Annotated in this window: 32 protein-coding genes; 21 read left to right on the plus strand and 11 right to left on the minus strand. The window is 58.8% G+C overall.

The annotated features are described in order from the left end of the window. Window positions 1-34: 34 nt before the first annotated feature. Window positions 35-313: a hypothetical protein gene (locus AB9K35_RS04255; protein ID WP_369924658.1), complete on the plus strand. Its 279-nt coding sequence runs from the start codon at window positions 35-37 to the stop codon at window positions 311-313. Window positions 314-366: 53 nt separating this feature from the next. Here AB9K35_RS04255 and AB9K35_RS04260 read toward each other — a convergent pair whose 3' ends face one another. Next, a complete protein-coding gene (locus tag AB9K35_RS04260; RefSeq protein ID WP_369924659.1) occupies window positions 367-630 on the minus strand; it encodes a hypothetical protein in 264 nt (87 codons plus the stop codon). A 3-nt stretch (window positions 631-633) separates the two neighbouring features. On the opposite strand from AB9K35_RS04260, the gene AB9K35_RS04265 reads away from it, so the two are divergent. From AB9K35_RS04265 to AB9K35_RS04285, 5 genes are all read left to right on the plus strand, one after another. Then, the gene (locus AB9K35_RS04265; RefSeq protein ID WP_369924660.1) at window positions 634-1,176 is read left to right on the plus strand and encodes an HNH endonuclease; all 543 of its coding nucleotides are present in this window, start codon (window positions 634-636) and stop codon (window positions 1,174-1,176) included. Between the two features lie 804 nt (window positions 1,177-1,980). Next, window positions 1,981-2,415, plus strand: coding sequence for a DUF6283 family protein (locus tag AB9K35_RS04270; RefSeq protein ID WP_369924661.1), 435 nt, complete (start codon window positions 1,981-1,983; stop codon window positions 2,413-2,415). Beyond that, a complete protein-coding gene (locus AB9K35_RS04275; RefSeq protein ID WP_027234513.1) occupies window positions 2,412-2,606 on the plus strand; it encodes a hypothetical protein in 195 nt (64 codons plus the stop codon). The genes AB9K35_RS04270 and AB9K35_RS04275 overlap by 4 nt, the downstream gene beginning before the upstream one ends. An 82-nt stretch (window positions 2,607-2,688) precedes the next feature. Continuing rightward, complete coding sequence (locus AB9K35_RS04280; RefSeq protein ID WP_369924662.1) at window positions 2,689-3,996, plus strand: replication-associated recombination protein A; 1,308 nt, start codon at window positions 2,689-2,691, stop codon at window positions 3,994-3,996. Between the two features lie 13 nt (window positions 3,997-4,009). After that, the gene (locus AB9K35_RS04285) at window positions 4,010-4,276 is read left to right on the plus strand and encodes a hypothetical protein (protein WP_369924663.1); all 267 of its coding nucleotides are present in this window, start codon (window positions 4,010-4,012) and stop codon (window positions 4,274-4,276) included. Between the two features lie 43 nt (window positions 4,277-4,319). On the opposite strand, the gene AB9K35_RS04290 is transcribed toward AB9K35_RS04285, so the two are convergent. After that, window positions 4,320-4,571, minus strand: a complete 252-nt coding sequence (locus AB9K35_RS04290; RefSeq protein WP_369924664.1) for a hypothetical protein — start codon at window positions 4,569-4,571, stop codon at window positions 4,320-4,322. Between the two features lie 586 nt (window positions 4,572-5,157). On the opposite strand from AB9K35_RS04290, the gene AB9K35_RS04295 reads away from it, so the two are divergent. Further along, a complete protein-coding gene (locus AB9K35_RS04295; RefSeq protein ID WP_369924665.1) occupies window positions 5,158-5,478 on the plus strand; it encodes a helix-turn-helix domain-containing protein in 321 nt (106 codons plus the stop codon). 1 nt (window position 5,479) lies between these two features. After that, window positions 5,480-6,772 (plus strand): HipA domain-containing protein, encoded by a 1,293-nt coding sequence (locus AB9K35_RS04300; RefSeq protein WP_369924666.1) that lies wholly within the window; start codon window positions 5,480-5,482, stop codon window positions 6,770-6,772. Between the two features lie 124 nt (window positions 6,773-6,896). Here the strand turns inward: AB9K35_RS04300 and AB9K35_RS04305 are convergent, their stop codons facing one another. Together AB9K35_RS04305 and AB9K35_RS04310 are read right to left on the minus strand one after the other, a co-directional pair. Beyond that, a complete protein-coding gene (locus AB9K35_RS04305; protein ID WP_369924667.1) occupies window positions 6,897-7,538 on the minus strand; it encodes a hypothetical protein in 642 nt (213 codons plus the stop codon). 12 nt (window positions 7,539-7,550) lie between these two features. Continuing rightward, complete coding sequence (locus AB9K35_RS04310) at window positions 7,551-8,240, minus strand: PD-(D/E)XK nuclease family protein (RefSeq protein WP_369924668.1); 690 nt, start codon at window positions 8,238-8,240, stop codon at window positions 7,551-7,553. A 204-nt stretch (window positions 8,241-8,444) separates the two neighbouring features. On the opposite strand from AB9K35_RS04310, the gene AB9K35_RS04315 reads away from it, so the two are divergent. The 11 genes from AB9K35_RS04315 (at window position 8,445) to AB9K35_RS04365 (ending at window position 20,520) form a co-directional block, all read left to right on the plus strand. Further along, window positions 8,445-8,951: a hypothetical protein gene (locus tag AB9K35_RS04315; protein WP_369924669.1), complete on the plus strand. Its 507-nt coding sequence runs from the start codon at window positions 8,445-8,447 to the stop codon at window positions 8,949-8,951. Window positions 8,952-9,152: 201 nt separating this feature from the next. Next, window positions 9,153-10,010 (plus strand): metallophosphoesterase, encoded by an 858-nt coding sequence (locus tag AB9K35_RS04320; protein WP_369924670.1) that lies wholly within the window; start codon window positions 9,153-9,155, stop codon window positions 10,008-10,010. Continuing rightward, a complete protein-coding gene (locus AB9K35_RS04325; RefSeq protein ID WP_369924671.1) occupies window positions 10,007-10,261 on the plus strand; it encodes a hypothetical protein in 255 nt (84 codons plus the stop codon). The genes AB9K35_RS04320 and AB9K35_RS04325 overlap by 4 nt, the downstream gene beginning before the upstream one ends. Window positions 10,262-10,374: 113 nt before the next feature. Next, complete coding sequence (locus tag AB9K35_RS04330) at window positions 10,375-11,775, plus strand: hypothetical protein (protein WP_369924672.1); 1,401 nt, start codon at window positions 10,375-10,377, stop codon at window positions 11,773-11,775. Between the two features lie 185 nt (window positions 11,776-11,960). Next, the gene (locus tag AB9K35_RS04335) at window positions 11,961-14,000 is read left to right on the plus strand and encodes an N-6 DNA methylase (RefSeq protein WP_369924673.1); all 2,040 of its coding nucleotides are present in this window, start codon (window positions 11,961-11,963) and stop codon (window positions 13,998-14,000) included. Continuing rightward, window positions 13,997-15,199, plus strand: coding sequence for a restriction endonuclease subunit S (locus tag AB9K35_RS04340; RefSeq protein WP_369924674.1), 1,203 nt, complete (start codon window positions 13,997-13,999; stop codon window positions 15,197-15,199). Before AB9K35_RS04335 ends, AB9K35_RS04340 begins: the two co-directional genes overlap by 4 nt. Then, entirely contained in the window at window positions 15,196-16,122 is a 927-nt protein-coding gene (locus AB9K35_RS04345) for a hypothetical protein (RefSeq protein ID WP_369924675.1), read from the plus strand. Before AB9K35_RS04340 ends, AB9K35_RS04345 begins: the two co-directional genes overlap by 4 nt. A gap of 9 nt (window positions 16,123-16,131) precedes the next feature. Further along, window positions 16,132-19,131, plus strand: a complete 3,000-nt coding sequence (locus tag AB9K35_RS04350) for a type I restriction endonuclease subunit R (protein WP_369924676.1) — start codon at window positions 16,132-16,134, stop codon at window positions 19,129-19,131. A gap of 58 nt (window positions 19,132-19,189) precedes the next feature. Further along, on the plus strand, window positions 19,190-19,384 hold the full coding sequence (locus tag AB9K35_RS04355) for a hypothetical protein (protein WP_369924677.1): 195 nt from the start codon (window positions 19,190-19,192) through the stop codon (window positions 19,382-19,384). Between the two features lie 207 nt (window positions 19,385-19,591). Continuing rightward, complete coding sequence (locus AB9K35_RS04360; protein WP_369924678.1) at window positions 19,592-19,849, plus strand: hypothetical protein; 258 nt, start codon at window positions 19,592-19,594, stop codon at window positions 19,847-19,849. Further along, window positions 19,846-20,520, plus strand: coding sequence for a hypothetical protein (locus AB9K35_RS04365; RefSeq protein WP_369924679.1), 675 nt, complete (start codon window positions 19,846-19,848; stop codon window positions 20,518-20,520). The genes AB9K35_RS04360 and AB9K35_RS04365 overlap by 4 nt, the downstream gene beginning before the upstream one ends. A 78-nt stretch (window positions 20,521-20,598) precedes the next feature. Here AB9K35_RS04365 and AB9K35_RS04370 read toward each other — a convergent pair whose 3' ends face one another. Continuing rightward, the gene (locus AB9K35_RS04370) at window positions 20,599-21,039 is read right to left on the minus strand and encodes a DUF6232 family protein (RefSeq protein ID WP_369924680.1); all 441 of its coding nucleotides are present in this window, start codon (window positions 21,037-21,039) and stop codon (window positions 20,599-20,601) included. Between the two features lie 279 nt (window positions 21,040-21,318). On the opposite strand from AB9K35_RS04370, the gene abiEi reads away from it, so the two are divergent. Further along, window positions 21,319-21,876, plus strand: coding sequence for a type IV toxin-antitoxin system AbiEi family antitoxin (abiEi, locus tag AB9K35_RS04375; RefSeq protein WP_027234502.1), 558 nt, complete (start codon window positions 21,319-21,321; stop codon window positions 21,874-21,876). Next, window positions 21,863-22,774 (plus strand): nucleotidyl transferase AbiEii/AbiGii toxin family protein, encoded by a 912-nt coding sequence (locus AB9K35_RS04380; protein ID WP_369924681.1) that lies wholly within the window; start codon window positions 21,863-21,865, stop codon window positions 22,772-22,774. Before abiEi ends, AB9K35_RS04380 begins: the two co-directional genes overlap by 14 nt. A gap of 8 nt (window positions 22,775-22,782) precedes the next feature. On the opposite strand, the gene AB9K35_RS04385 is transcribed toward AB9K35_RS04380, so the two are convergent. From AB9K35_RS04385 to AB9K35_RS04410, 6 genes are all read right to left on the minus strand, one after another. After that, window positions 22,783-23,628 carry a GIY-YIG nuclease family protein gene (locus tag AB9K35_RS04385; protein ID WP_369924682.1) on the minus strand — a complete coding sequence of 282 codons (846 nt, stop codon included), beginning with the start codon at window positions 23,626-23,628 and terminating at the stop codon, window positions 22,783-22,785. A gap of 122 nt (window positions 23,629-23,750) precedes the next feature. Then, a complete protein-coding gene (locus AB9K35_RS04390) occupies window positions 23,751-24,035 on the minus strand; it encodes an HU family DNA-binding protein (RefSeq protein ID WP_369924683.1) in 285 nt (94 codons plus the stop codon). Window positions 24,036-24,419: 384 nt separating this feature from the next. Beyond that, the gene (locus AB9K35_RS04395) at window positions 24,420-24,980 is read right to left on the minus strand and encodes an OmpA family protein (RefSeq protein ID WP_027234497.1); all 561 of its coding nucleotides are present in this window, start codon (window positions 24,978-24,980) and stop codon (window positions 24,420-24,422) included. A gap of 94 nt (window positions 24,981-25,074) precedes the next feature. Next, window positions 25,075-25,737, minus strand: coding sequence for a hypothetical protein (locus tag AB9K35_RS04400; RefSeq protein ID WP_369924684.1), 663 nt, complete (start codon window positions 25,735-25,737; stop codon window positions 25,075-25,077). Between the two features lie 92 nt (window positions 25,738-25,829). Continuing rightward, window positions 25,830-26,036 (minus strand): helix-turn-helix domain-containing protein, encoded by a 207-nt coding sequence (locus tag AB9K35_RS04405; RefSeq protein WP_369924685.1) that lies wholly within the window; start codon window positions 26,034-26,036, stop codon window positions 25,830-25,832. 11 nt (window positions 26,037-26,047) lie between these two features. Continuing rightward, the gene (locus AB9K35_RS04410; protein WP_369924686.1) at window positions 26,048-26,461 is read right to left on the minus strand and encodes a hypothetical protein; all 414 of its coding nucleotides are present in this window, start codon (window positions 26,459-26,461) and stop codon (window positions 26,048-26,050) included. Between the last annotated feature and the right edge of the window lie 75 nt (window positions 26,462-26,536).

Consider the following 26,536-nt stretch of genomic DNA (forward strand, 5'->3'; position numbering starts at 1 on the left):
TCAACCAACCAGATTGCATCAGGAGAGCACTATCATGACTCAGGTCACCTCTGCAGAGTTCCAGAAGAACTTCGGCACGTACAAACGCGTCGCCCTGAATGAGCCGGTGGAGATTACCATCCACGGGAAAGCAACCCTCGTGGTTCTGTCGAACGAGCGCTATCAGCAACTGCTTGCAGGCCTCGGTCAAGACGCGCAGCCCGCACCGGAAGCGAGCACGGAACCGAGCCTCGAAGATCAGCTTTCGGCCCTGGAGCGTATCGCCAATGAGCCCGCGGGCGTCCAGTTCCAGGATGATCCGATCAAAAGCTGAACGGAATGCGAAAATATCTTTGCGTTTTTCAATTCGCAGGTTATGAATGATCATCAGAACCAGTAAGGCAAATCCTGAATGACACGCACCGCCTCATATTCCAGCACGACCCAACGCGCTTCCGGCGCCGCTGGCTGCTCGCTGCTGCGCATGGCGATGCCCGTCTTTGACCGGGATCCGGCCTTTGCATGGAATGGCCATTTGATTGAGGGGCGCAAAGCCCGCACCGGCCGCAAACCGTCAACCCCAACCAGCACCAGCCCGTAGGTCCGCCCCTTTCTGTTCTGGCGGATCACAACCCGAACAGAAAGGAGCATCTCATGAACCGGAACCTGGACGCGCTGGTCCTGAACGCTGATTTCCGGCCGGTTACATCCTTCCCGCTGTCTACCCTGAGCTTTGAGAAAACCGCCAAAGCGGTTTTTCTTGGCCGTGTTACCGTGGTCGAAGAGTACGATGTCGAACTCAGGAGCAGCAACTCCGTCTACCGGCCCGCCTCTGTTGTTGCGCTGAAGACCTACGCAAAGACGCCCCGGGCTGTGCCTTTCACGCGCATGAATATCTTTCTGCGCGATGAATTCCGCTGTCAGTATTGCGGTGGCGAGTTCAGCTCCAAGGATTTGACCTTCGATCATGTCGTTCCGCGCCATGACGGCGGCCTGACGTCCTGGGAGAACATCGCAAGCGCGTGCGGCCCCTGTAACTCCCGTAAAGGTCATCGGCAGGATATCAAGCCGATCAGGATGCCGAAGGAGCCCACGCCCCGGGAGATGATCAAGCTGCGCAGGCTGAAGCCGGAGAACTTCCACCGCAGCTGGCACGACTACCTCTACTGGTCCGGGGTACTGGAGCGGGATGACTGACCTTCATCAGGCCAGCCGCCGACCGCTCCTCCTGGAAATACCGATGAAGAACCAGCAATGCATCAGAGATCAGGGCCGAGAGCTAGTATCCAGCTCTCGAGCAACCTGCCAATGCAGGTCTGATTTTGCCAGAGGCAATTTCCAATCGGATACCAGTTGATCTGAAAGTGGGTATGCGGCGACTCCCAGGGAGGAGGAGGAGAGAGTCGCCGCTATTTTCCAGAGCCCAGAGGGAGGAGATAGAGCTCCAGGAAACTTAGGGGCACCAGTACGGCGCCGATGCCCCTATATCGCCGAAGAGCGTAGGAACGCGCAATCATCGTCTCAGAAGACCCGCTATGCGCCCCGCGCAGAGGTAATCAATTCCTCAATCCGAGGGCGCCCAGAAAATGCGAATATTCTTGTCTTACCACCCTAAGTGCCATATAATTTTTCACAAATGGCTGATTGCCATTCTATTGAAGCAGAGCATTCGTGGAGAAGAGATATGAGCCAGCCTCCCAGTGGCGCCACCTTGGACAACACGACCCGGAAAGACACCGCCGAGACTGGCCGCCCCTATCATGAGGCTCCACGCGATGGTCGGTCTATTCTGATCCTGGATGTAAATCAGGCAGGCCGACAGCATTCGACCTCCGTGTTCTATTATCGCTACAGCGATGCAGATCGCGCGGAGCATGGGATCAGCGAAGATGGCCTCTGGTGCTACACTGATGACCTCCTAAATGACGCGGCGCCGATGGGCCCAAAAACCCCGTTCAGGTGGCTTCCTGACCCCTTCGCAGATGCAACCGGACAAGGCTGATGGAAACCGGCAAGATCGCCCCTCCGCCCGTTCCTTGCGGCTCCTGCCCTTATCGAAAGGATGTGCCTTCCGGTATCTGGGCTGCCGAGGAATACTTGAAGCTACCGGCCTATGATGCCGAAACCGCACAACAGCCGCCTGCCCTCTTCATGTGCCATCAGCGCGATGGCTGCCTCTGCGGCGGCTGGCTGGCGGCTCATGATCGCGATCACCTGCTGGCGCTGCGCTTCCACGGGCGCAACCTGGATCCCGGCGTCTGGGATTATGAGCCGGGTGTCGACGTGTTCGGGTCCGGGGCGGAAGCGGCGGAGCACGGCCTGTCCGGGATCGCTGATCCGGGGCCGGAGGCGCGGCGGAAGATCGATGGGCTCCTGAAGCTTCGCGACCGGCAGTCCGCGACAGGCACCCAAAGCACAAGGAGAAACTCTGAATGAAAAAATCTGCAATGAAGCCGGAGAGCGAGGAGGCTATCCGCAAGCGTGTAACCGAGGATCTGCGCCGCGCCGCCAAGACGCTGTCCGAGATCGGAGATCATGGGACCGCCGCCCAGATCCGCCCGATCGTCGACCGCATGGCGCAGCGCCGGGCAGTAACGCGCGCGCAGAAGGGCCGCCAGGAGGCTTGATGCATCCGGCATTTGCCGGTAGAAGCATTTGCGAAAATCACTAAGGACAGCAGCGCGGGCCGCCCTCCCTACAGGATCGAGAATGTCTGATTTGTTCGACGCAGCGGCCCCTCAGGGCCACACCCCTCTGGCCGCGGCATTGCGGCCGGAAACGCTCGATGACATCATCGGCCAGAGCCACATCGTGGCGCCGGGCTCGCTGCTGCGCCGGCGCATTGCCGCGGGCGCGCTTGGCAGCGTTCTGCTGTACGGGCCTCCGGGCATCGGAAAAACCACGATCGCCAGGGCGGTGGGTAACATGCTCGGCAAGGCCTTCTGCCCGCTGCATGCCACCCAGGCCAAGGTGGCTGATATCCGCAAGCTCGCGGATGAGGCCCGCATTCGGCCGCTCTTGATCTTCGTGGATGAGATCCACCGCTTCTCTTCAACCCAGCTTGATGACCTGCTGGCCATCACCGAGCACGGCACCGCGGACTTCATGGGCGCCACCACCGGCAACCCCTACCACACGCTGACCCCTGCGCTTGTTTCCCGATCGACCATCCTCCAGCTGGAGCCGATGACCATCGACGAGATGGTGCGGGTCGTGGACCGCGGAATTGATCATCTGCGCGGCACCGGGATCGATGTTCAGATGAGCCCGGAGCACCGGCGCCTGGTTGCCGGCCGCTCGGGCGGCGACGCGCGCCGCGCTCTCACCGCGCTGGAAAGCCTGTGCCTTGGCCATGGCGGCGGGCCGGTCAGGGTGACGGACGCCATGATCGAAGAGGTCTATGCGGCGGCACCGGTCAATCACGACCGGTCGGGGGACCAGCATTACGATGTGGTCTCCGCCTTCGTGAAATCCATGCGGGGATCTGATCCGGACGCGACCCTCTATTACCTGGCCCGGCTGATCCATGCCGGAGAGGATCCGCGCTATATCGCGCGGCGCATCATGATCCACGCTTCTGAGGACGTGGGCTTGGCCGACAACACGGCGCTGCAGACCGCGGTCGCGGCCGCAACCGCGGTGGAGAAGATCGGCTACCCGGAAGCGCAGATCGTTCTGGCCCATGCGGCCCTGCATGTGGCCCGGGCGCCCAAGTCGAACTCAGCGCACCGCGGCATTACGCTCGCGATGCAGCTGGTCACCAGCGAGGCGCCCCAGCCGGTTCCCAAGCATCTGCGCGACACCCATTACAAAGGTGCCGAGGCGCTCGGGAATGTCGGCTACCGGTTCCCGCATGCGGACCCCCGCGGCTGGGTCGAGCAGGACTATGTTCCGGGACTGCAACCCGGAAGCCTTTACCAGAGCGACGCCCGCGAAGCCGGGAATTTCGAGAAGCGGGCCGACGACTACTGGCGCGCCGTGACCGGCATGGATCAGGCCAAGACCTTCGGGAGCTGATGGAGAGAGTATCGTGGGACAGAAGAAACAGCGCACCAATATCAACCTGCCTGAGCGGTCCTTCAAGCGGATCGAGACTCTGAAGGAGATGACGGACGCCTCCAGCACAACCGAAGTCGTAAAAGCCGCGCTGCATCTCTACGAGACCGTGGCGCTGCAGATCGCCGGCGGCGCTGAGATCTCGCTGCGAAAGCCGGATGGGACCTCTACCCGCCTGGAGCTGATGATCGATCTGCCGCGGGCGGCTGCAGCAGATGGCGCCGGTCCCGGCCCGGCCTGATCAGCCCTTCCTGCCGCCAGCCGCGCGGGGCGACTTGAGCATATCATCCTTGCGGATCTTCGCCGTCAGCCGGTCGCAGAGCACGCGCTTCAAAAACCAGATTCAACACTTCTTCCAGGGGCGCCAGCGCCTCCGAGAAAATCTCCTCCTCAAAGGCTGTCGTCAGAACTTCTCGGGAGAACTCGACCGGCAGCGTAAGCCCAATATGCACAGGCAAAGCGTCGAACAGATGAATTGTACCCACACCGAATGCCGTCAGACCTGGACCAAACGCATCGGGTGGATCTTCGCTCACCAAGTTTAGACCGTTGAAGTCAAAGCGCAAACCCTTCAAAAGAGAAACACCAGGTGGGGACTCGCCCGACCTGGTGCTCCAAATCTGGTGTCGAGGGCGCTTGGTATATCCAGTGGGGCCGCTTCGACTGCTATACGAGGAAGGTACGCAGGCCATGCGGGAGCGTCAAGGCACATGGACACCCCAGCCTGGCCTGATCAGTCCTTCCTGCCGCCGACCGCGCGGGGCGAATTGCGCTTATCATCCTTGCGGATCTTCACCGCAAGCCGCTCGAAGAGCGCGCCCCCAGGAAAACAGATCCAGCCCCTCCTCAAAGGCCATCGCCAGAGCTACGCGGGAGAACTCGCCCTCCAGCTTTAAACCGTTGAAAAAACTCTTTGCATGAAGTTACCGATTGGGATCTTTTTCGGGGGTCGTTGGCCTTCTTCACACAAATGTTCCCGAGCGGGAACAAATTGCCACTACATCGCACCAACCACTTCATTTGTTCCCGACCGGGAACATTCAGCATTGTATTCATCCGATAGTGTCATATGTTACCGAGCAGGAACATCAGTCCCCCTGGTCAAGCAGTCGAGGTGCTGCCATGAGCAACGAATATCAGTCGTCCGCCATATCGCAATCGGATCGGACCGGTGCCGAAGATGCGCGCCGTTTCGGGCTGATGGTCCGTGCTAGGCGCAAGGCACAGGGGCTGCGCCAGGAAGATGTGGCCAGCGCGACCGGCGTGGGGCGGCGCTACGTCGTGGACATGGAGAACGGGAAGCCGACCTTGAGGATCGGCCCTGCCCTGATGATCGCTCGCTTCCTTGGCATCGTACCGATGGTCGAGCACGCACTGAGCACCCCGCCAGACAGCGATCTTCCTGACATGATCCCCGAAGATTTGCCGCGGATTGAAGACTAAGATGAAGATCTTCTACGAAAGCAGGGAAGTGGCCGAAATCGCTCCGGGCGAGGATGGCGCTGTGACTCTGATTTACAATGCCGACTGGCAGCGGACCCGCGGTGCCTTCCCGGTATCGACAAGGATGCCTCTGAAGGTTGCGAACCATGGCGCGGGCGAGGTCCTGCCGTGGCTGGCAAACCTTCTGCCGGAAAGCCAGCAGCTCGAGATGGTGGCTCGCGCCACCGGCGCCTCGCAGGCCGACCCCCTCGCGCTGCTGGCCAGCATCGGGCGGGATACGTCCGGAGCAATGTCCTTTTCCGAACGCGGCTTCGCGCGAATGACCGCTCGCGAGGTCCCAGACGAGGCAACGCTTGAGCGGATCATCGAAGAACTGCCGAAGAAGCCATTCCTCGTCGGCGAAGACGGTGTCTCCATGTCGCTGGCCGGCGTCCAGTCCAAGATCGGCGTGCATCTCGATGCTGATGGGATGATCTCGATCCCCGTCGAGGGCGCGCCGTCGACCTGGATCCTGAAGCCGGATGCCAAAAACCTACCTGGTGGGGTCTATAACGAGGCGCTGTGCCTGCGCTTGGCGGCGCTCATCGGCCTCGCCGCGCCGGAGGTGCGGGTGGGCCGCGCGGGCGCGCGCCGGTATCTTCTGGTAAAGCGCTACGACCGGCGTCAGGTGGGCGACAGTTGGCGCCGCCTGCACCAGGAAGACATGTGCCAGGCCCTGGGCCGCCTGCCGAGTGCGAAGTATGAGCGCAACGAGACCGGGCAGCGTGGCCCCATGGTCCGCGACATTGTCAGCGTGATGCGCACGCTCGATCCGCTCCGCGGGGTGCTGTCCATTTTCGACTACGTAATTTTCAATGCCATCGCCTGCAATACCGACGCCCATGCGAAGAACTATTCGGTCATGGTAACGTCCTCCCGCGCTAGCCTGGCGCCGATCTATGACGTGATGTGCGCCAAGCTCTGGCCGGACATCACCAGCAAGCAGGCGATGTCGCTCGCGACGAAGTGGGAAGGCGATTACTTCAAGGGTCGCCACTGGCAGCGGGAGGCTGCACTTTGTGGCCTGAACCCCACAGCCGCGCTGCGTCGCGTAGAGATGCTTTGCAAGGCGACGATGGAACATATTCCGCAGGCGGCGGAGGAGGTCATTGCGATGGACGCCGACGCCGAGCCTTGGGTGCGTGAAGTGGAAAAATTCATAACCGAGCGCGCGACCTTCCTGGTCAACGGCCTTGCCGAACAGGACCCAGAGGCGGCCACCTGGGCGCGGGCGCGCCTCAATGCGGCCGGCTAACGCTCTCCCTAGTGGCCTGCACAGCGGAGCGGGCGGTTACAGCATCAAAGTCGGCCCCACCGCAAACTTGGTTCTGAGCAAAACGAGCCGCAACCCCTTACTTACGGGAGGGGTCCCGGCCTGATCAGGCCTTCCTGCCGACCGCCGCGCGGGGCGACTTGCGTTTATCATCCTTACGGATCTTCGCGGCCAGCCGGTCGAAGAGCGCGCGCGTCTCAAAAACCAGATCCAACGCCTCCTCCAGGGGCGCGAGCGCCTCCGAGAAGTCCTCTTCCTCAAAGGCCATCGCCAGAGCTTCGCGGGAGAACTCAAGCGGCAGCGTAAGCTTGCCCTCCGGATCCCAATGAAAGCCCCTTGAGGCGAATTCAGCCATAAGCTCCGGGTTGCTTTTGAGAACGCGCTTCAGAGGGGCTGGTGAGAGGGTGTTGGACAACGGCTCCAGATGCACGCCCAAGCCGGCAGTCCCCGCGAAGTATGCCAGCCAGGTTACGGCCTCTCCAGTCATGTCCATCGCGACGAAAAGGTCGTAGTTGCCATCTGGATCATCTTCCGAGATCCATTCCGGGGAGGACAGCCAGAAGTCATCGTCGATGGTTTCAACGGCATCTCCGTGCCAGCCGAACTTATCCCTCTTCCGCTTCAGAATATCCCCGATTTCCTGGCCAATGAGGCGGTCCATCGTTTCCGAGGCATAGCTCATTGCACTCTCGAGGAGATCGATATTGCGCACGATCGCCGCGCCGATGTCATTGTCTTGCTGGGTCATGTCGATCGCCTCCTATAGGTCTGCAACGAAATCGCCGAAACGGGCGATATACTGTTCGATGAAACTCCTGCCGCGCTCCGGCTTGCCCGCGGTTTCGCGGGCGGCCGCGGCTAGATCTTTCCATGTGGTGGAGCTGACGCCGTCCCGGGTCAGCGGGTATGGCGCCAGGAGAACCAGGCTGGCGCGGCGGCCCATGTGCCTGCCCCTGGCCTCGAGCGCTTCCGCGTAGCGCTCCAGCTGCATCGGCCCCAGCCCGGCATCGATCTTGACCTCGATGCCGATGAGGTGATTGCGGGTCTCGATCATCAGGTCAATACGGTCGGCCAGCTCACCAAGCGGATTTACCTCATTGCGCAGCCGGTACCCGGACTGCAGCTCCTCGAGCCAAGATATTCCGGGGATCGCGCGGTAGAGATAGCGTGCCAGAAAGCTCCGGGAAATGCTGCCGCCAAAGTCTTCCTGCCAGAGACCCGCGAGCGCCGCAGTGACCCGGACCTCGTTCCGGCCCAATCCGGCCAAGGCCCAGGGATTGAGCAGCCCGCCCCGGGCCTTGGCATCCTCCACCGGGCCGCGCAGCTCTGCAAAGGCACGTTCGAGATGGGTTGCGGATGGCGCCTTGGGCTTCTCCTTGGAAGCCCGCGCCCGCAGCGGCGCCAGCTCGCGAAATAGCGCGGTCAGATCTTCTGCGGTGAATGTCGACAAGGTGACCCTGTATTTAAAAACGAGATTTCAATATTAGCTCATCTAGCCATTTGACAGTCGGCAAGGCAAGTGAGTACCTCAACGGTCGATCTGGGAGACTGAAGAAGCTTTTCTTGCTTGGCGCGCCCCTTTCATCCTCTATAAAGCAAGATCAACAAAAAATTATTACCAGTCAAAAAACTCAACGCTTAGGATACAACCGCCATGATTAAGGCACTGTTCGCCATTCTGAAGCATTATGCGGCCAAGCTGTTCATTGGACTTCTGATCCCATACGTTCTGTCTGCCCATTATGGACTTGAGGACCCGTACATACTGCTGGCGATTTTCATCTTTTCGTACCTTGCCAGCTCATTGATCCTACCCAAACTCCACCTAAGGAAGTCCTGTGCATGGTGCGGCAGCCGAAAATTGTCCTACCAAGAAGGTCGAGAAGGGATGGCAATCTGGAAATATCGAAATGCTGATGGCTCCCGTGACAAGCGGGTGAAAGACAACTCATCTACGGCAAACTTCCTGTCCAAGTGGCTTTGCAAAGACTGTGATGCTGTGACCAAGTTTGTTCACAGTCCTCACCGCCGACCCAGCAAGAGAAGATCGATCATCATACGATCCCTGGACTCCGAAGGGAATACAGACCGTACAGGCACTGATTGGGAGTCGATGTTTAACTACACATACGAGGGTGCAAAACGTAAAGGGCGCGCATAGTTATGCGCGTCTTGCGTCGTCCTCCGTGTGGCAACATGGGAGCGGGCTTGTGTCAGATGGATATGATGGCCAGCTCTTTTCGCGGCGCGCTCGGTTTTTCGCTTGCTGACATGATTATGCGAAAATATAATTCTTGAGGTGACCTGAGGAGCCGCTCCGCGGGACCTGCAGAACCCGTACCGTGCCCAAGGAGTGCGCCCGATGCATTTTGATGATGAGACCACAGGCTGGAAGGCGTTTGAGAACGGAACCCGGACAGATGAGCATCTGTTCGTCATCCCGGACATTCACGGTCACGCCGACCTTCTGGAACAGATGCTGGCCCTGATCGCGCGGATTCCGGGAAACGGCCGTCCGCGCACCATTGCATTCCTGGGCGACCTTATTGACCGGGGCCCGGAAAGCTTCCGCGCTATTCAGTTGGCGCTGGATGCGAAAAATCAATGCGACAAGCGAATCTATCTTCCCGGAAACCATGAGGGAATGCTGCTGGATGGGCTGGATCTTCCGCTTGAGACCACCGCCTTCTACCATTGGTTCGATTGCGGCGGTAGCAGCATGGTGGCAGAGCTGCCTGGTCACATGACGGCCTCCCAAGAGGAAATCCGTGAGCAGCTTCGTGAAGCTCTGCCGGCTGGCTATCTGGATTTCCTGCGCACCGCGCCCGGCCACTATAAGTCTGGGGATCTCCTGCTGCTGCATGGAGGCCTTCGCCCGCCTGTTGGCCCTGACCCGGAAGGTGAGCGAGAGCGGTTTCTGGCCCAGCCGCTGGCCAGCGCTCCGCGGGTCCACTGGGCACGCCTGCGCCATGAGTTCCTTTTGTGGAAGGGAGGCTGGGATAAGGCCCGCCGGGAAATCGTTGTCCACGGGCACACGGTGATGTGCGAAAATGGGATAGAGTCCGGAGTGGAGGCCGCCGACCTTGCGGATCATGTCTCCACGCACGCCCGGATCAGCCTGGATATGGGAACCGGTTTCCTGCCCCAGCTCCTGGCCCTGGAGGTCGCAGGCGGCGCGTACCGCTTTCACTATGTCCGCAAGGAGAAATACCTGCCATGAGCGATATTTCGGATCAGCTTCTCGAAGAGCTCCAGGAAGAGCTGGAAGGCACATGCACGAGCCTGACCGGGCTCATTGAACGCCACGGCCTCGACGTCAGCGAAGATAATCTGGAAGATCGCCTGCTGGACGGTGCTCACGCTGTTGAACGTTGCGGTGGCTGCGAATGGTGGTTCCGCTGCGGCGACTTGGAGTTCGATGAAGAAAAAAATGCAGGGTTCTGCGCCTCCTGCGAGGAGGACTTGTGTTGACTGCGGCAATGGTCGGCCTTGTCCGTCTGCAGACACTTGTGAAGGACCAGGTTACCGGCAGAGACCGCGCCTGCGCCACTCAGCCCCGCAGCCCTGAAGCTGCCTGACGTGGGATGAAAATTATGACAGCACCCCTGAAGAGCGCAGCCACAATCCATACACTTCCGGCCCGGCCGGATCCGGATCTGATCCGGGCCCTCGATGCAATCCGCAATGAGGGGTTCAGCGCCGGGGACCTCGCGCGAGCCCGGGCGGCTGCCAAAGACCGTGGCTTGAGGTTCACAAGCGATTACGACGCCATCCGAGCACTCCGCGCCAGCGGTGCGACTGTGCGCCCGACATCGACAAAGCGTGACCGGCTGCCCGACCTGCTGCCACAGGGCGGTGAAGAGCCGGACCGCGCTGCACAGTCTCGCAGGAATGGCGTCCGCGCGCTCAAGCGGTTGGCGGCATTTGTGGCGGCGCCAACGGTCGCTGCAGCCGTATATTTCTCCACGATCGCCACCCCATTGTATGTGACCCATTCAGAGTTCGTCATCCAGGGGGCTGAAAAAATCGGCACGCCGAACGGTCCTGCCGCCGGCATGAGCGGCCCCGCCCTTCCGGGAAACCAGGATGCTATTTCCGTTCAGGGCTATCTCACGTCGCGGGCCGCATTTGCGCAGATGGACGAGGCGGAAGGTTTCACCGAGCACTTTTCAGGACCCGAGATCGACTTCTTCAGGAGGATCCCTGAAAACGCCACTTCGGAAGACATCTACCGATCCTTTCAGCGCCACGTGAAGGTCAGCTTTGATCCCTCTGAGGGCATTTTGCGTATGCAGGTGTCGGCCGCCGATCCGCACATCAGTCGCAGTATCTCCCTGACACTCCTATCTCTGGCTGAGGATCATCTCGACCATATGACGGCCAAGCTTCGCGATGATCACGTGGAAACCGCGGCAAGGGCCCGGGAGCGTGCTGATCAAGCGGTGGCGGAAACGCAGCAGAAGCTGATCCAGCTCCAACAGGACTTCTCCGTGCTTTCAGGCGATCTCGAAATGGACCTTCTGCATCAGCAGATCGGCGCCATCGAGGCGGATCTGGCGGAGGCGCGCCTCGCGCGCGCCCAGCTCCTGTCCAACCGGCGGCCGAACACGACCAAGATTGAGCTGGCAAACCAGAAGATCCGCCTTCTGGAAGAGAGCCTCGCGGTTCAGCGTGCCAGAATTACGGATGCATCCGAGAATGGCGTGTCGGTTGCACGCGCTCAGGCAGAACTTGCTGTCCTGCAGGCGGAACTGGAGGCGCGGCAGAAAATTCAGACGGAGAGTGTCCTCGCGCTTGAGCGCGCCCGGTCCGAGGCCGGGCGGCAAGTCCGCTATCTAGCGCTCGGGGTTGAGCCGGTTCTGCCGGGCGCGCCTGAGTATCCCAGACCGCTCATACACACGCTTATGGCCTTTGCCGCCTTCCTTGGCATCTACCTGTTTGCCTCTTTGAGCTTCACGATGATCCGGGATCAGATCTTGAAGTAGGTCCGACCAATGAGCAGCCAGCGCTCAAGGCGACCATATGAGAACGTAGGGCCAATCAAGTCATTCAGTTCTCGGGCCCTGCGAAAATCCACAACTTTAACGCAAACAGAGATACCAATCCGCAGCCCCATCCAATAACTTGGCGCAAACACGGAATTTCATCACGAGAAGTCAGGAGACAGGCCTTGAGCCAAGAGACCATTAACAACAACGCGTCTTTCATTTGGTCCATCGCGGAACTGCTCCGTGGAGATTTCAAGCAATCCGAATACGGTAAGATCGTTCTGCCATTTACGATCCTGCGCCGGCTCGACTGTCTTCTGGAAAAGACGAAGCAGGCCGTGCTGGACACCGCGTCGGGCCTTCCGGACGAGATGGACGATCAGATGCGAATGACCATCCTCGCAGAGATCGCGGACGCGGGCGGTCAGATCTACAACACCAGCCAGTTTACCTTCGCGTCTCTGCGTCAGCAGGATGCCGGACAGCTGCGCAGCAACCTGGTGGATTACCTGACCGGCTTCAGCCCGAATGTGCGTGATATCTTCATCGAGAAGTTCAAGTTCACCGAGATCCTGAAAGATCTCGACGACAAGGGCTCGCTCTGGATGGTATTTGACCGGTTCTGCCAGCTACCAATCCACCCGGATGAGGTCTCCAACCTTGAAATGGGTTACCTCTTTGAGGAACTGATCCGCCGCTTCTCGGAGATCTCGAATGAGACGGCTGGTGAACACTTCACCCCGCGTGAAGTGGTCCGCCTTCTGGTTGACCTTCTGCTGGCCAATGACGAGGAGGCGCTCTCCGGCACCGGTATCATCCGCCGCGTCTATGATCCGGCCTGCGGTACCGGTGGCATGCTGTCGGTGGCAGAAGAGGCCATGAAGGACTTCAATCCCGGGCTGAATGTCGACCTCTTTGGCCAGGAACTTAACGGCGAGTCTTTCGCGATCTGCAAATCCGACATGATGGTCAAGGGGCATGATGCCTCGCGTATCGCCTATGGCAATACGCTGACCCAGGATGCGCATAAGGGCGAGACCTTCCACTATATGCTCTCCAATCCGCCTTACGGTGTCGACTGGAAGAAGTATGCTGCCCCCATCAGGGAGGAAGCCGAGCTTCTCGGAAATGAGGGCCGTTTCGGCGCAGGGCTGCCGCGGATTTCCGACGGCCAGCTGCTTTTCGTGCAGCATATGATCTCCAAGATGCGCGATGACGAAAAAGGCTCCCGTGTGGGCATCGTCATGAACGGCTCACCCCTGTTTACAGGAGGCGCCGGGTCGGGCGAAAGCGAGATCCGCCGCTGGCTGCTGGAAAACGATCTGATCGAGGCGATCATCGCCCTGCCGACGGACATCTTCTATAACACGGGCATTCAGACTTACATCTGGATCCTCTCGAACCGGAAGCCGGAAGAGCGCCGCGGCAAGGTGCAGCTGATCGACGCCTCCGGCGAACGGTTCTGGCAGTCCATGCGCAAGTCGCTGGGCTCGAAACGGCGCGCCATCGGAGATGACGCCCGCGCCGAGATCGTACGGATCTATGGTGAGTTCCTGAATGGGAGAGCCGGTTTCGGGGATGTGTCCAAGTCCTTTGACACCTCGGATTTCGGGTATCGCGAGATCCGCGTAGAGCGGCCCCTGCGTCTGCGGTTTGAAATCAGCGCGGACCATTTTGCTGCCCTCCAGGCCAATCCCAAAGAGATGGACAAGATCGAAAAAGCGGGCAAGAAGATGCCCGGCTTCTCAGAGATCCTGTTTTCCGTATTGGCGGAGAACATGGGCAAGGTCTGGATGGATCGCGAAGATTTCACCGCAGATATCTCGGAGGCCCTGAAGGAGCGGGGCATCAAGCTGCCGGCCGCCGCGCTGAAGGTGTTGATCGCCCAATTTGGGGAAACCCATGAAGAGGCGGAGATCTGCACCGACAAGGACGGCAACCCCGAGCCCGATCCGAAACTCCGCGACCACGAGCTGGTGCCACTTCTGGAGGATTGGCAGACGTATTTTGCCCGTGAGGTCGAGCCCTTTGTGCCGGATGCATGGGTCGACACGTCGTACCGGGATGCATCAGACCACGAGGTTGGCCGCGTGGGCTACGAGATCAACTTCAACCGGTATTTCTACCAGTATGTGCCGCCTCGCCCGCTGGCGGAGATCGATGCGGAGCTCAAGACGCTGGAGGCGGAGATTGCCGGGCTGCTGAAAGAGGTGGTGGCATGATGATGCCAATCAAACATGCTGCGCATTTTTTGAATGGCGCCGCTTTTAAGCCATCTGATTGGGGCGAAGAGGGCCTGCCAATCCTGCGCATCGCGCAGCTCACGGGCAAGCCATTTGACAATTACTTTGACGGAACCATAAATCGTGGCTTGCTGATCAAAAATGGGGATTTGTTATTCTCATGGTCTGCCACGATCGACGCCTTTATTTGGGAGCGTGGTGATGCAATTTTAAATCAGCATATCTTTAAGGTCATCCCGAAAAAAAGTGCTGACAAGACTTATTTGTATTACCTTATCAAGGCTCATGCTCCTCGATGGGCAGACGACGACGCCCATGGCAGCACTATGCGTCACATCAAAAAAGAAAGCCTTTCAAACAAAGTCTGGGTTCCCGACCTCCTCACCCAAAAACGGATCGCCTCCTTCCTCGACCGCGAGACCGCGCGGATTGATGAGCTGATCGCGAAGAAGGAGCGGTTGGTGGAGGTTTTGAAAGAAAATCTCCTGTCCGGATTGGAGCGGTTGGTAACACCTGAAACAGTGACCCTAGACGAAATGATCCCTTTCCGATGGGTGTGCCGCATCACTGAAGGGCAAGTGGACCCGACCCACCCTGACTGGGCTGACAAGCCGTTGATTGCTCCGAACCATATCGAGTCCCGAACGGGACGCCTCATTGGTATGGAAACGGCCGCTGACCAAGGTGCGATCAGCGGGAAATATACCTTCCCCAAGGGAACGGTGCTTTATAGCAAGATCCGCCCTAACCTCGCCAAGGCTTGTGTCGCACCTGTTGATGGGATGTGCAGTGCAGACATGTATCCAGTTCTGCCGGACAAGAGATTGCGGCCGGAATTCCTTCTGATGCATCTACTCTCAGCAAGGTTCACAGATTGGGCGACATTGGAGTCGATGCGTGTCGCTATGCCGAAAATCAATCGCGAAACACTTGGCTCATATCGTCTATGGACACCTCCACTGGAGCTCCAAGACGCCGCCACGAAGAAGTTTTTTGCAGAACAATCGCGAAACGAAGCCTTATCGGAAAAGGTCCGGCAATCAATTAGCCGTCTCAAAGAATACCGTTCCGCCCTGATCACGGCTGCGGTCACTGGCCAGATCGATGTGGAGACCTACGGCAAGGCAGGCGCCACTTCCGCCACGCTTGACCGGATCGAAGAGGAGATGCAGGCATGAGACCAGACCCCCAACCTGATATCGGAGCAGGCCTCGTGCCTGGCTCCATGTTGCCCGGGCACGAAGATCGACTCGTGAACGCAGACACCTCGAAGCACAACGTGCCCGAGGATGTGTTCTGCTATTCCCGGCCGGATCTTTGGCAGGACCGCATCTGGCATTTGATGGGGGACTACCTGACTGAAGAAGTCAAATCAGCCTTTCTTGCCGATCTGCCAGAATTCGTCGTCTCCGATGATCTCTCCTGGCTTGATGATGTCATCGAGGAGGTCACCGGAGAGCGACCGAACATCAAAATGGAAACGGCTGATCGCCTGATGGGTGAATACCGGGCCTTCAGGATGTATCATGCGACTCGTACGAATGATCTGTCCAGCTACTACCAAAACGGCCTCCGCTTCCTGTCCAACATCGATATTGAGGATCGCGCACGGTCTTTCTTTATGAACGGAACGCATCCCCAGGTGACAGAAGAAACCCTTTCGAATGCGATTCAGGAGCTGAACAGCGGGTCGTTCACGTATCGAAGCGACCTGACGCCATCGGTCTATTGTTGCGCCGACGCACGTGATTTTACGACGACGTCGGGCGGATGTGGGCACTACTTGGACTTTGGAAGTGAATATCTTTACAATCTGGGGATCAGATTGATCGGCCCGCATCGCGCTCAGGAAGTGTTGCGTTCTCACGGGAGTCCGACGATCTTCGTGATCGATGTCCCAATGGACCTTATCCGGCAATCGACCATCACGGAGTTCGCCGGCAGCATTCTGGAGTATATGTTCTGCAGCCTGTCAGATGAGCTGGAAGCTTATTCACTGTCCCCTGGATCAGGATCAGGCGTCATTCTCAGGGAAGCGATTACCGCCGAGGCATTCGTTGGACATTTCCATCCTGAAGAATTTCCCCATCACCTAACTTGAGTGAATTCGATGACTAGCCCAGCCATTTCTCCGCAAAAGCTCCACACCGAAGAAGCCGTTGAGCTCCACATCGTCGATCAGCTGGTCACGTACCAAGGATGGCGTGAACGCCCCTACACGGCCTTCGACCGCAAGACGGCCCTCGACCCGGAAATGATCGAAGAATACGTCCGCACAACGCAGCCGGATGCCTGGAAGAAGCTCTGTGACCATTACCCCGGCAAAGAGCGCGCAACCCTGACGAGACAAGTCGAGGCCCGCCTCAAATCGGTCGGCACGCTTGAGGTTCTGCGGAAGGGCATCACGATCGTTCCGGGGATCAAGATCACCCTGTGTGCCTTCAAGCCCGCTTCCGGCCTGAACCCGGCCACCCTGCGCGCCTATGAGGGCAATATCCTCGGGGCGATGCGGCAGGTGCGCTACTCATTGCGGTCCGAGAACGCCATCGACGTGGTGCTTTTTGTGAACGGCATCCCCTTTGCCACCATGGAGCTGAAAAATACGCTGACCGGCTCGACCTATCAGACGGCTGAGAAGCAATACCGAAAAGATCGGTCCCCGAATGGTGAGCCGCTCCTGACCTTCAAGCGCGGCGCGCTCGTGCATTTTGCGCTGGACCAGGACAACGTCTCCATGACAACGCACCTCAACAATGGCAAGACCCGCTTCCTGCCCTTCAACCGCGGCCGTGATGGCGGCGCTGGGAACCCGGACGTCGAAAACGAGTTCCGCATCGCGTATCTCTACCGCGATATTGGTTTGCGAAAGGCGGTGTTCTCGCGGGAAGTCCTTCTTGGGATCCTGCATCGCTTCGTTCTTGTGGATGAAGTCGAGCAGCCAGACGGGAAAGTAAAGCGCACCACGATCTGGCCTCGCTTCCAGCAGCTCGACGCCGTTCGCATGCTGATCCAGGATGCAAAAGCCAATGGCGCCGGCCAGAACTACCTGTTCCAGCACTCTGCGGGCTCCGGCAAGTCCAATACCATCGCTTGGGCGGCGCACCACCTGGCGACTCTTCATGACGATAATGATCAGGCGGTCTTCGATACCGTCATTGTTGTTACCGACCGGGTCGTGCTGGACCGCCAGCTTCAGCAGACCATCAAGTCCTTTGCGCAAACGGAGGGCTACGTGAAGGCCATCGACGGCACTTCACGCCAACTCAAGAAGGCCATCGAGGACGGCGCAAAGATCATCATCTCTACGATCCACAAGTTCTCGACGGAGCAGCTTTCCGTTCTGAAGAACGAAGACCACAAACGCTTTGCGATCATCATCGACGAGGCCCATAGCTCTCAGTCAGGCAAGCACGCCGATAGTATGGCGCGCGTCTTGGCGGATGGCGAGCTCTCCGATGAGGAAAAGGAGCTTGATGCGACCGAGCAGGCCCTTCTGGAGCTGCAGCGGCTTCGCGGCCCCCAAGCCAATCTGTCCTATCTTGCGTTCACCGCAACGCCCAAGAATGTCACCATGGAGCGTTTCGGGCGCATGGGAGAAAACGGCCCGGAGCCGTTCCACCTTTATTCGATGCGTCAGGCCGTTGAAGAGAATTTCATTCTTGACGTGCTGCGCAACTACCAGACTTACAAGTCCTATGCGAAGCTTGAAAAGGCGATCGATGAGGATCCGGAGCTTCTTCAGCGCAAGTCTTCTCGCAAGGTTGCCCGCTTCATCGACTTCCATGAAACGGCCATGTCCCAAAAGGCCGAAGTGATAGTGGAGCATTTCCGCCGCCACGCAATTCCGGAGCTGGGCGGCCAGGCCAAGGCCATGGTAGTGACATCGAGCCGGGAGCACGCAATCAAGACGCATCAGGCGATCACGAAATACATCAAGGATAACGGCTACACCGAGGTGACCGCCCTGGTCGCCTTCTCTGGAGAAGTTTTGGTTGACGGCGAACCCTATACCGAGCCCGGGGTCAACGGTTTTTCCGAGACCGAACTGCCACGCCAGTTTGATGGGGATGCCTACAACGTTCTGGTGGTCGCCGAGAAGTACCAGACCGGCTTCGACCAGCCGAAGCTCGTGGCGATGTATGTCGACCGCCGTTTGAGCGGGTTGCAGGCGGTTCAAACCTTGGCGCGCTTGAACCGCATTTATCCCACCAAGGAGCGCACCTTTATCCTCGATTTCCGGAACACCGTTGAAGAAATCCAGGAGGCCTTCAAGCCCTACTACAATGTCACGCAACTCGAAGACATTTCGGATCCCAACCAGGTCTATAACCTGGAAGCCCGCCTGAAAGCTTTCGGTATCCTCAACACGGCAGAGATCGACCGGTTCGCTAACCGCTTCCTGACGGCCACCAAGCGTGCGGATGAACGCCCAGTTCTTGAAGGTATTGTTCGCCACGCAGTCACACGCTTCAGCGAGAACCTGAACGAAAGTGACCAGGAGGAATTTCGCCAGGTTCTGGCATCCTTCCTGCGCTTCTATTCCTTCATTGCCCAGGTCGTGAATCTTGGAGATACGGACCTTGAAAAGCTGCACCTCTATGGCTCCTGGTTGAAACGCATTCTGCCGACCCGTCAGGCCCCACAGGGCGAGGATGTAACCGACGACATGCTCGAGATGGCTGCATTCCGGCTTCAGGAAGAAGGGGAGGTGCAAGACGCCTCACTGGGGAAAGACGACAATCAGGCATTGAGCCCGATCGACCGGTTTGGCGCCAACCCCTACACGGAAGAGGAATCCAAGACCCTTACCGAGATCATCACCGCTTTCAATGCGCGACACGGCACCGAATTCTCCGAAGAGGACTACATCCGCTTCGAGGCGGTGAACAACGATATCCTGGGAGACGACATTTGGGCGGAGATGCTGCGCAATAATGATCCGCGGGATGTACGGCCGCGGTTTGATGCTGAGTTTATGCGCCGGGCGATCCAGGCGTTCCAGCGCGACAACGCGATGCGGAACGCGTTTATGCAAGACCAGGAGGCGCGAGAGATGCTGATGGCTTTGATGTTCCAGCGCGCAGTACGCGGCGCCGGGCGAGCCGCTTAAGCCTGGGGATTGGAAATTCTACAGGTAAGCTATTAGGATCTGTCCTGCGGATTGAAGCATGCATGCGGGGTTCGTGTTGCCACATTGGGAGATCGGCATGGGTCAGGCACCTTTGAGCAGAGATGAACAAATCGCCTTCATGAAGGATGCCCCCAAGCGCCGCGCGGCATCCGTCGAGCGCTGGTCTAAGAGCGAAATGCTGCAGGACGCCCTGCGCGAGCCTGCACACCGCGATACACAGGACACCCAGTAGTCGCGCACCTACAGGGCTGGGGAGGGCTTCGGCTCTCCCTTCACCAGGGCCGTCGAGGGATACCCGGCCAGACAAACCCTAAGAAAGGCGCCAGAAGAACGCCCTGCGCGGTGACCGTCGTCGACAGTCTTTGCTGCTAGGCGGACTCGACGCGCCACCACTTAAGCGTGTATCAAGAGCACAATCCTTTTCATGGAAATTTGATTGATGCTGATACTACGTTCTTTTGCCTGCATCGCGGCCTTCTGCCTGGCTGCTTCCCCGGCCTTTTCTGGTGCTTTCGACTACCGGCCTTCGAAGCTAGCCGGGAAAGCGGCGAGCGCTGGCGCAGGGCGGCAGGCGGCTGGCGATTGCACGTTTGTGCATTCCACATCCAAGATGACGCTTGCCGATGGCGACCTGAAGCACCGCGACTGGTTCCTGAACGCCAACCTCGGCCCCGTTGCCTATGTGGTGCCGGAATGAGCCTGAGCCAGACCCAGATCATCCGCTCCCTGTCTGAGGCGCTGCAATGGTTTGAAAAGGAACTCGCATGGGGCGCTCCAATTGCGGAGCTTCGCCACCTGACCGGCCGGATCGGAGAGCTTTACGCCGCAATGATCACGCGCGGCCAGCTGGCCTTATCGGTCAATCAGGCCGGTTACGACGTCGTCTCCGCCGAGGGTGAGAAGATTTCGGTCAAGACTTTCACCTCCTCAAAGCGGATCAACTTCAATGCCAGCACGCTTGATCATGCCACCCGCGTCATGGTCCTCCAGATCTGCATTGAAGAAGATGAGCCCTCCATCAAGGAACTGCTCGACTGCTCAGTTGAGGAACTGAAAAGCGAGCTGAGGGAAGTGGCAGGTGGGGTCTACCTTCCGGTCAACGCCATCCTGAAGCCGCCCGCCAAGCCGATCTCGGAACTTGCGGAAGTGGCCAGCGCAACCTGGCGGGACATGCGCGTGGCGCAGCTCGAGAATGGCACGATCATCGCCTTTGAAAACGGCCAGCTGGTTCCGGTGACCAAGCCCGCCCTGCGGCCGATCGCATCGGATATCGGTGTTGAGCTGCTGAACTCGATGAGCAGGGCCAAAAACACACGCAGTCTTGGCTCCGAGATCATCAAGGTTCTGAACTCGCTGCAGGCGGATTGATCTGTTTCTAGCAGCACCCCCACGCAGAAGCAGATCAAGTCATAAGGGAGAGCCTCGGCTCTCCCCTAAAGGTCTTCGTCAGTTGTCCGGCAGATGCTTGCTCTTGGCGATCGCCCGCTCGATCCTTTCCTTGATTTGGCCTGCTTCCTGGGGGTCTCTGCCAGAGAAGACTTCCGACTTGTGACCTCCCACCTTGATTGCCACGACATATTTCATGCCGTCGTAGAGGAAGTAGGCCGCAATCAAGGATAAAATTCCGCCAATGGTCAAGGCCGTAGCAACAGCAGGCGACCTGACCAAGATCCCCGGGAGCGTGAAAGCGGCAATGAGGAAACTCAGGCCTATGCCAGCTGCCATGATGGAACCGTCGGAAGTGTCGTGCTTGCAAACCGATACCTCTTGGATATGGCCTAAAGCCCATGCCCTGTTTCCAACCCGGACGAACTCGTCCGAAATATCGATGCTGTGAGATGCTTGGCTCTTTCTGTGGAAATGCTGAACACCAGCTGCAGTATTCATAATCCTGTATCTCTTTCCGCCTGAGGGCATTGCTACCCTATTTTCAATGAGGACATCCTAAGCTCCTCTGATCGAAATGCAAGATTGTTTTTCGCATCTCGCATGCAACCTCCCGCAAACCCTACACGGCATAATGTTCGCCGGAGCGCACATTATGACTGTCCGCTTCACCACCCTCACGGCGCGGTGGATCAAATGCCGTTTTGTTTTTTCGCACACCGTCAATATCTTGACAGAAGTGTAGCCAATTGGCTGCGTTCGCGATGAGTTATCCGGAAAATGAAGCTAGCTGACCTGCATAAGAAACTGGAAGACTGGGACCGGAAAGGGCGGCGGGTCTTTACAACGGGTGATTTGCGAAAACTGTTTCCCCAAGGGAAGTATGACTCCTTCCTCGTGCAACTGCGGAAGTTCGCGGCGGCGGACCAGCCAGTAATCAAGCGCGCCGCGCGCGGCATTTACGTCTTCAACAGGACCAGCCAGCCGACCACCAACCTGGTGGAGGAAATTGCACGAACGATCCGCCGCGGTTCCCACAACTATGTGAGCCTGGAGTGCGCTCTGTCCGAACACGGATGGATCTCCCAGATCCCGGTGGGACGGCTGACGGTTATGACAACCGGCCGATCCGGAGAATTCAAAACACCTTGGGGCGATATCGAATTCACCCATACCCATCAGCCCTGGAGCGAATTCTTCGACCAGCTTCAGGATGTTGGCCGCCCCTTGAAAATTGCGTCCCCCGACCGGGCCCTGCGGGATCTGCGCCGTGTCGGGCGCAACACGCATCTGGTCACACCCGAGGTGGAAGAGGAGAGTCTTGATGCCGAGTTTTAATGAAGTTGTTGATCACGCAATGCGTGACCCCGAGCTCTCCGGTCTCCGCCCGGTGGTTGAGAAGGAGCTGCTGCATTATGACATCCTCTTCGCCCTGGATCGCGAAGGGCTGCTGGAAAACCTGACCTTCCAGGGCGGGACCTCGCTGCGCCTGTGCCACCGGGCGCCGCGTTTTTCCGAGGATCTCGATTTCGTCGGCGGCCGCAACTTTGCGCCATCGCAGCTGAAGGAGATCCGGGACTGTGTTGAGGCCCATATCTCGCAGCGTTACCTCTTGGATATCCGGGTGAAGAACCCAAAGGAGATGCGGGAGGATGCGACCTATTTCGGGGTGAAGACTGACCGCTGGCAGATTTCAGTGATCACCAACCCTGGGCGCCCTGACCTGCCGCAGCAGAAGATCAAATTCGAGGTGGCGAATGTTCCCGCATACACCTCGGAGCTGCGCTCCCCAATGCGAAATTACAACATGCTGCCCGATGGGTACGATGACATCCTGATCGGCACGGAAACGCTGGACGAGATCCTGGCCGACAAGATCGTCTCCCTTGTGGCCTGCACGACCTACAAACGGCACCGGGACATCTGGGACCTGCAATGGCTTGCAGGAAAGGGTGCGGAGGTCAGGCCAGAGCTGATTTGCAGCAAGATCGAGGACTACGGCATTGAGAATTACGAGGATCTGATCGACCAGCGGATCGACAGCATCAGGGAAACAGTGGCGTCCCGGGAGTTCACAAACGAGATGTCCCGCTTCATTGCCCCCGCCGCGCGCCGGAACACCTTCGATCGGCCCGGCTTTACCGGTTACCTGGGCGAAAAAGTCCACGGCCTCCTGTCAGACGCAAAGCAGCTGATCTATGCCCCCCGGCAAGAGCCGGAGTTCGATATGGGATAGCAGCAGGATCAGTTGGCGTTCAGCCCATGAGCCCTGGCGCCAAGCTTGTCCTTCCAAAAGCTCTCGCGCCTGATAATATCGGCCGCGGCCATATCCGGTGATGCAACCTCAAGGATCGAGATCTGATAGTCCCGATGGCCGCGCTCGATGAGAAGCCGGTTGCCGCCATTTCCGTTGGCCGCATAGTGGCGCCACCGTCCGAGGAAGCCATCCTGCCCCGCGGCCGAACCAACGTATTGATCGCCGTTATCCGCCACCAGCAAGTAGATGCCGCCCACTGAGCTGAGCGCATTAAGCCAGCTCGCGGGGAATTTCTGGATCTCGCTGATCCGCGAGAGGAAGGCTGAGAAACCCGGAAAAGGCGGCTCTTGCGCCGTGAGGCGGATTTCCAGGATGTCTTTCGGCTGCTCGCCGGCCCATTGCGACCAGGTGCGGGCGTTCCTGCCCCAGTGGATAAGCATGCGCTCCGAGTAGTCATGACCAGGCTCGATCCATTCCAGATCAAATGCCTCCACGCCCTCTTTCCCGCGCTCGCTTTCAATCACCTCCGCATCTTGCAAGGCCGGCAGCCGATCGCCATTCCAAACCCACCGGTCGAGGATGCGTGTGGTGCCAAGGAAAAGCGCTGTGTGTGAGCCATCAGGGCGGCCTGGGCCGGGCAAGAAGTGGCATGCATGGGTGACGTTGCCGTTATAGGGGGAGTTGTCGAGCGTTTGAAAGCTGGCGAAACACCCGAAAGCGCGCTCGCGGCCGCGGCGCCATGCAGCGACGCTGTCCCCTTTCTTATGACGCAAGAGGCGCGTTCGCGCCGGGTCGAGGCCGATCCTCTGCAGGAACTCGTTGAAACTGAACATCTGCGCTGAGATCCTCCTCGGTTTGGCCGGCTAAACCCGATTAATACAGTGGCTTAGCAATAGCCCAGAAAAAAGAAGGCCCGCAAGCAAGCGGGCCTTTCTCATCTTGAGATCCGGGCTGATCAGCCGTTGACAGCATCCTTCAACGCCTTGCCGATGGTGACCTTCGGCGCCTTGTGCGCGGCCTTGACGAAGGTCTCGCCGGTGGCTGGGTTACGCATGGTGCGCTCGGGCTTGTCCACCGCAGCGACTTTACCCACGCCCGGGATCGGAACAGTCGCGCCGCCGGCAACCTGCTCGCGGGTCACTTCCTCGATCGCATTCACGATCTTTTCCGCCTCGGTCTTCGTCACGCCTGCTTTCTCAGCAATCGCGCCCAGGTAATCTGATTTGGTCATGTTGCTCATGATGTCTCCTTTCCGGGTTTCAACCGGCCTCTGTGCTGACCGGGTGGTGCCCGGTTTCGCTTCGTTTCATGGATAATTTCTAGGCGCTAGACCCGCACTCTTCAATTGATCAAATGCAAGGCAGCTCATTTACGGCCCTGCGTGGCCCTTTTTCGCTCCAGGATCTTCCCGGCGCAGCACCTGCAGATCCAGCGGCCGTCAACAAGAACGGCGCCCGCCCGGCGGCCAGCCTCCTCAATTTCACGATGCGGAATGCTGTGGGTGGCATATACGCCCGCTATCTGCTCCGGACAGGTCGAGCATCTGACTTCAACCCAGACCTCGAAAGCACCGGACGGGGCGCCTGTCCGGCGCCCCTGGCTCAGAAGGCTGTCACCCTTCACGTCAGACCGGCCGGATGATCAGTTCGATCCGCTGATTTTCCGCGGAACCGCCGTCTGTGAAGGGGAACTTCATCCCCAGGCCGGTGGCCTTGAGCCGTGCCGGGGAAATCCCCCTGCTTTCCAATGCGGATTTGGCCGCGACCGCCCGGCGCTGAGTGAAGACGTAGGCTTCGTAGTCATTGGCACGGGTGTCATGATGACCCACGATCTCCACGCTGACGCGTTTCTGATCGGCCAGCTTCTCAGCGACGAGTGTCAGAACTGCAACCCCATCCGGGTTCAGCGCATCTTTTCCGGGAACATAGGCCAGGCTGGCCGGAATGCGGACCCGCAGGTGGCCGGGGAGAACCCTGGTTTCGACCGGGAGATCGGCCAGCGTGTCGTTCAGCTTCTCCGCCAGCGTGGCCAGGCGGTGCTTTTCCCAGGTGTAAAGCTCGCGGGTCACCCAGGGGTCGACCGGCTCCGAGCTTGCAACAGCGGCGCCGGACATGGCGACAAGGCCCGCGGCAGCTGCAGCGGTGAGAAAGCTCCTGCGGCCGGTCTTGCAGGGATCAAGGGTCATTATCGGCTCCATTCTTGCCTTCGAAGATCAACTGATGCGAGCATATCCGAATTCAATGCGAATATCAGACCACACCTTCAGATATTCACATAATTCACGGCTCAAGCGGAATGCGGTCCGCGACCTGTGAGTCCCTGGTATTTCGGATCACCGGCAGGCGGTCATTGGAGGCCACCTCATATTCCGGAAGAGGATCTTCAGCGAACCGCTGCCGCAAGGCCACCAGGACCTCGCTCCTGGTCGCATGCGCTTTGTTTGTGCCAACCTCTCCATAGTAGGATTGACCGGCTTTCTCGCCGGACATCATTGGCAGCGACGCCCAGGCCCTGGCCAGGCAATTGCCCACCCGGCTCTCACTCGCATCAGCCTCGTAGAAGTCGCATTTCACCATCATTCGCCGAGCCAATGAATCCTGCATGACCTTGCCGAACAGCTGATCTCCATCGATCTCATACTTGTCGACCATATAGGCCAGCGTCTTGCGGATGAACTGGTACCGCCCTACTGCGGATGAATGCGAGCCCTCCAACTGCAGCGCCCTCTGGTATTCCAGGACCTCATTGATGGTCATCTGTGTGATCGGCCGCGGCGGCTGCAGCGGTGCATCCAGGACAATATCGTCATAGCCGTCCGGACCTTCGATTTCACCGATCAGGTCCAGGAAGGGGCGATCGTTTACCGGTTGAAACCCGGCCTCCGCGTTTGCTGCTGCAGCTCCGGCGCAAACGGTTAGAGATAGCAGGGTCGTCCTCAGCATCGGTCACTCCAATCACTATTTTCGCACTTCGCCAAACTGTATGACGTGATCGTGAAAATGCGAAATTCACTGGACAAAACAGACTTTTTCAGCTACTCCGGCCGATGCACGCAGAGGTGAAACCCCAGCGCCGAGATGACCGCGCTCACGGTGCCAAGCCCCATATCGAGGCAGCGGCCATTCTCAATCGCTTCAACCCGGCCTTTGCTGACAGAGGCCATGTCCGCCAATGTCTGCTGCGTCAGACCCCGGCGCTGCCTCTCCAGGCGGACGAGGTTGCCAATCTTCGAAATCTCCACCTGCTGCCCCATCAATCAACCGCCCTCAGCCGGCGCAGGGCTTCACGCTTTCGGATTTCACCAGGAGACATAACGGGCGCAGTCGCGGGATCTGCACACCGCAAACGGCGGACCGGATAAGCCGCAGCAAGGCCGGCGCTGCCCTTGCTGCGCAAGCATCCGTGCCAGCGCAGTAGCAGGAGAAACGCGAGGTCATACACATCGCATACTTTTTCGCATTTTCCGCAGCGGCCGGTATCGGACAGGAAATGGATGTCGGGGAATTCGAGGCGCAGCTTCAGAAGACTTTCCTGGCCTCCGGGGCCCAGGCAGCCGCTGCAACGATTGCCGTTGCCAGGCCGGACCCCATGACCCGCTGGCTGCTGAATGCTGCTCGCACCAATCATGTGACTGTGGCGCACAGGCGCCGCAGTATTTTCAATCATCTTGTCACTCCAATCGAGCGCCCAAATAAACGGGCTGAACAGATCATAGCCTGATTTTATATTTTGTCAGTTACT

It is taken from the genome of Leisingera sp. XS_AS12, from assembly GCF_041224635.1.
Classification (GTDB): domain Bacteria; phylum Pseudomonadota; class Alphaproteobacteria; order Rhodobacterales; family Rhodobacteraceae; genus Leisingera.

Bases quoted from the DNA above. Each gene is read 5' to 3' on its own strand.
- AB9K35_RS04255 (WP_369924658.1), top strand. From the start codon at position 35: ATGACTCAGGTCACCTCTGCAGAGTTCCAGAAGAACTTCGGCACGTAC.
- AB9K35_RS04260 (WP_369924659.1), bottom strand. From the start codon at position 630: ATGCTCCTTTCTGTTCGGGTTGTGATCCGCCAGAACAGAAAGGGGCGG.
- AB9K35_RS04265 (WP_369924660.1), top strand. From the start codon at position 634: ATGAACCGGAACCTGGACGCGCTGGTCCTGAACGCTGATTTCCGGCCG.
- AB9K35_RS04270 (WP_369924661.1), top strand. From the start codon at position 1,981: ATGGAAACCGGCAAGATCGCCCCTCCGCCCGTTCCTTGCGGCTCCTGC.
- AB9K35_RS04275 (WP_027234513.1), top strand. From the start codon at position 2,412: ATGAAAAAATCTGCAATGAAGCCGGAGAGCGAGGAGGCTATCCGCAAG.
- AB9K35_RS04280 (WP_369924662.1), top strand. From the start codon at position 2,689: ATGTCTGATTTGTTCGACGCAGCGGCCCCTCAGGGCCACACCCCTCTG.
- AB9K35_RS04295 (WP_369924665.1), top strand. From the start codon at position 5,158: ATGAGCAACGAATATCAGTCGTCCGCCATATCGCAATCGGATCGGACC.
- AB9K35_RS04300 (WP_369924666.1), top strand. From the start codon at position 5,480: ATGAAGATCTTCTACGAAAGCAGGGAAGTGGCCGAAATCGCTCCGGGC.
- AB9K35_RS04305 (WP_369924667.1), bottom strand. From the start codon at position 7,538: ATGACCCAGCAAGACAATGACATCGGCGCGGCGATCGTGCGCAATATC.
- AB9K35_RS04315 (WP_369924669.1), top strand. From the start codon at position 8,445: ATGATTAAGGCACTGTTCGCCATTCTGAAGCATTATGCGGCCAAGCTG.
- AB9K35_RS04320 (WP_369924670.1), top strand. From the start codon at position 9,153: ATGCATTTTGATGATGAGACCACAGGCTGGAAGGCGTTTGAGAACGGA.
- AB9K35_RS04325 (WP_369924671.1), top strand. From the start codon at position 10,007: ATGAGCGATATTTCGGATCAGCTTCTCGAAGAGCTCCAGGAAGAGCTG.
- AB9K35_RS04330 (WP_369924672.1), top strand. From the start codon at position 10,375: ATGAAAATTATGACAGCACCCCTGAAGAGCGCAGCCACAATCCATACA.
- AB9K35_RS04340 (WP_369924674.1), top strand. From the start codon at position 13,997: ATGATGATGCCAATCAAACATGCTGCGCATTTTTTGAATGGCGCCGCT.
- AB9K35_RS04345 (WP_369924675.1), top strand. From the start codon at position 15,196: ATGAGACCAGACCCCCAACCTGATATCGGAGCAGGCCTCGTGCCTGGC.
- AB9K35_RS04350 (WP_369924676.1), top strand. From the start codon at position 16,132: ATGACTAGCCCAGCCATTTCTCCGCAAAAGCTCCACACCGAAGAAGCC.
- AB9K35_RS04355 (WP_369924677.1), top strand. From the start codon at position 19,190: ATGCATGCGGGGTTCGTGTTGCCACATTGGGAGATCGGCATGGGTCAG.
- AB9K35_RS04360 (WP_369924678.1), top strand. From the start codon at position 19,592: ATGCTGATACTACGTTCTTTTGCCTGCATCGCGGCCTTCTGCCTGGCT.
- AB9K35_RS04365 (WP_369924679.1), top strand. From the start codon at position 19,846: ATGAGCCTGAGCCAGACCCAGATCATCCGCTCCCTGTCTGAGGCGCTG.
- AB9K35_RS04370 (WP_369924680.1), bottom strand. From the start codon at position 21,039: ATGAATACTGCAGCTGGTGTTCAGCATTTCCACAGAAAGAGCCAAGCA.
- abiEi (WP_027234502.1), top strand. From the start codon at position 21,319: ATGAAGCTAGCTGACCTGCATAAGAAACTGGAAGACTGGGACCGGAAA.
- AB9K35_RS04380 (WP_369924681.1), top strand. From the start codon at position 21,863: ATGCCGAGTTTTAATGAAGTTGTTGATCACGCAATGCGTGACCCCGAG.
- AB9K35_RS04385 (WP_369924682.1), bottom strand. From the start codon at position 23,628: ATGTTCAGTTTCAACGAGTTCCTGCAGAGGATCGGCCTCGACCCGGCG.
- AB9K35_RS04390 (WP_369924683.1), bottom strand. From the start codon at position 24,035: ATGAGCAACATGACCAAATCAGATTACCTGGGCGCGATTGCTGAGAAA.
- AB9K35_RS04395 (WP_027234497.1), bottom strand. From the start codon at position 24,980: ATGACCCTTGATCCCTGCAAGACCGGCCGCAGGAGCTTTCTCACCGCT.
- AB9K35_RS04400 (WP_369924684.1), bottom strand. From the start codon at position 25,737: ATGCTGAGGACGACCCTGCTATCTCTAACCGTTTGCGCCGGAGCTGCA.
- AB9K35_RS04410 (WP_369924686.1), bottom strand. From the start codon at position 26,461: ATGATTGAAAATACTGCGGCGCCTGTGCGCCACAGTCACATGATTGGT.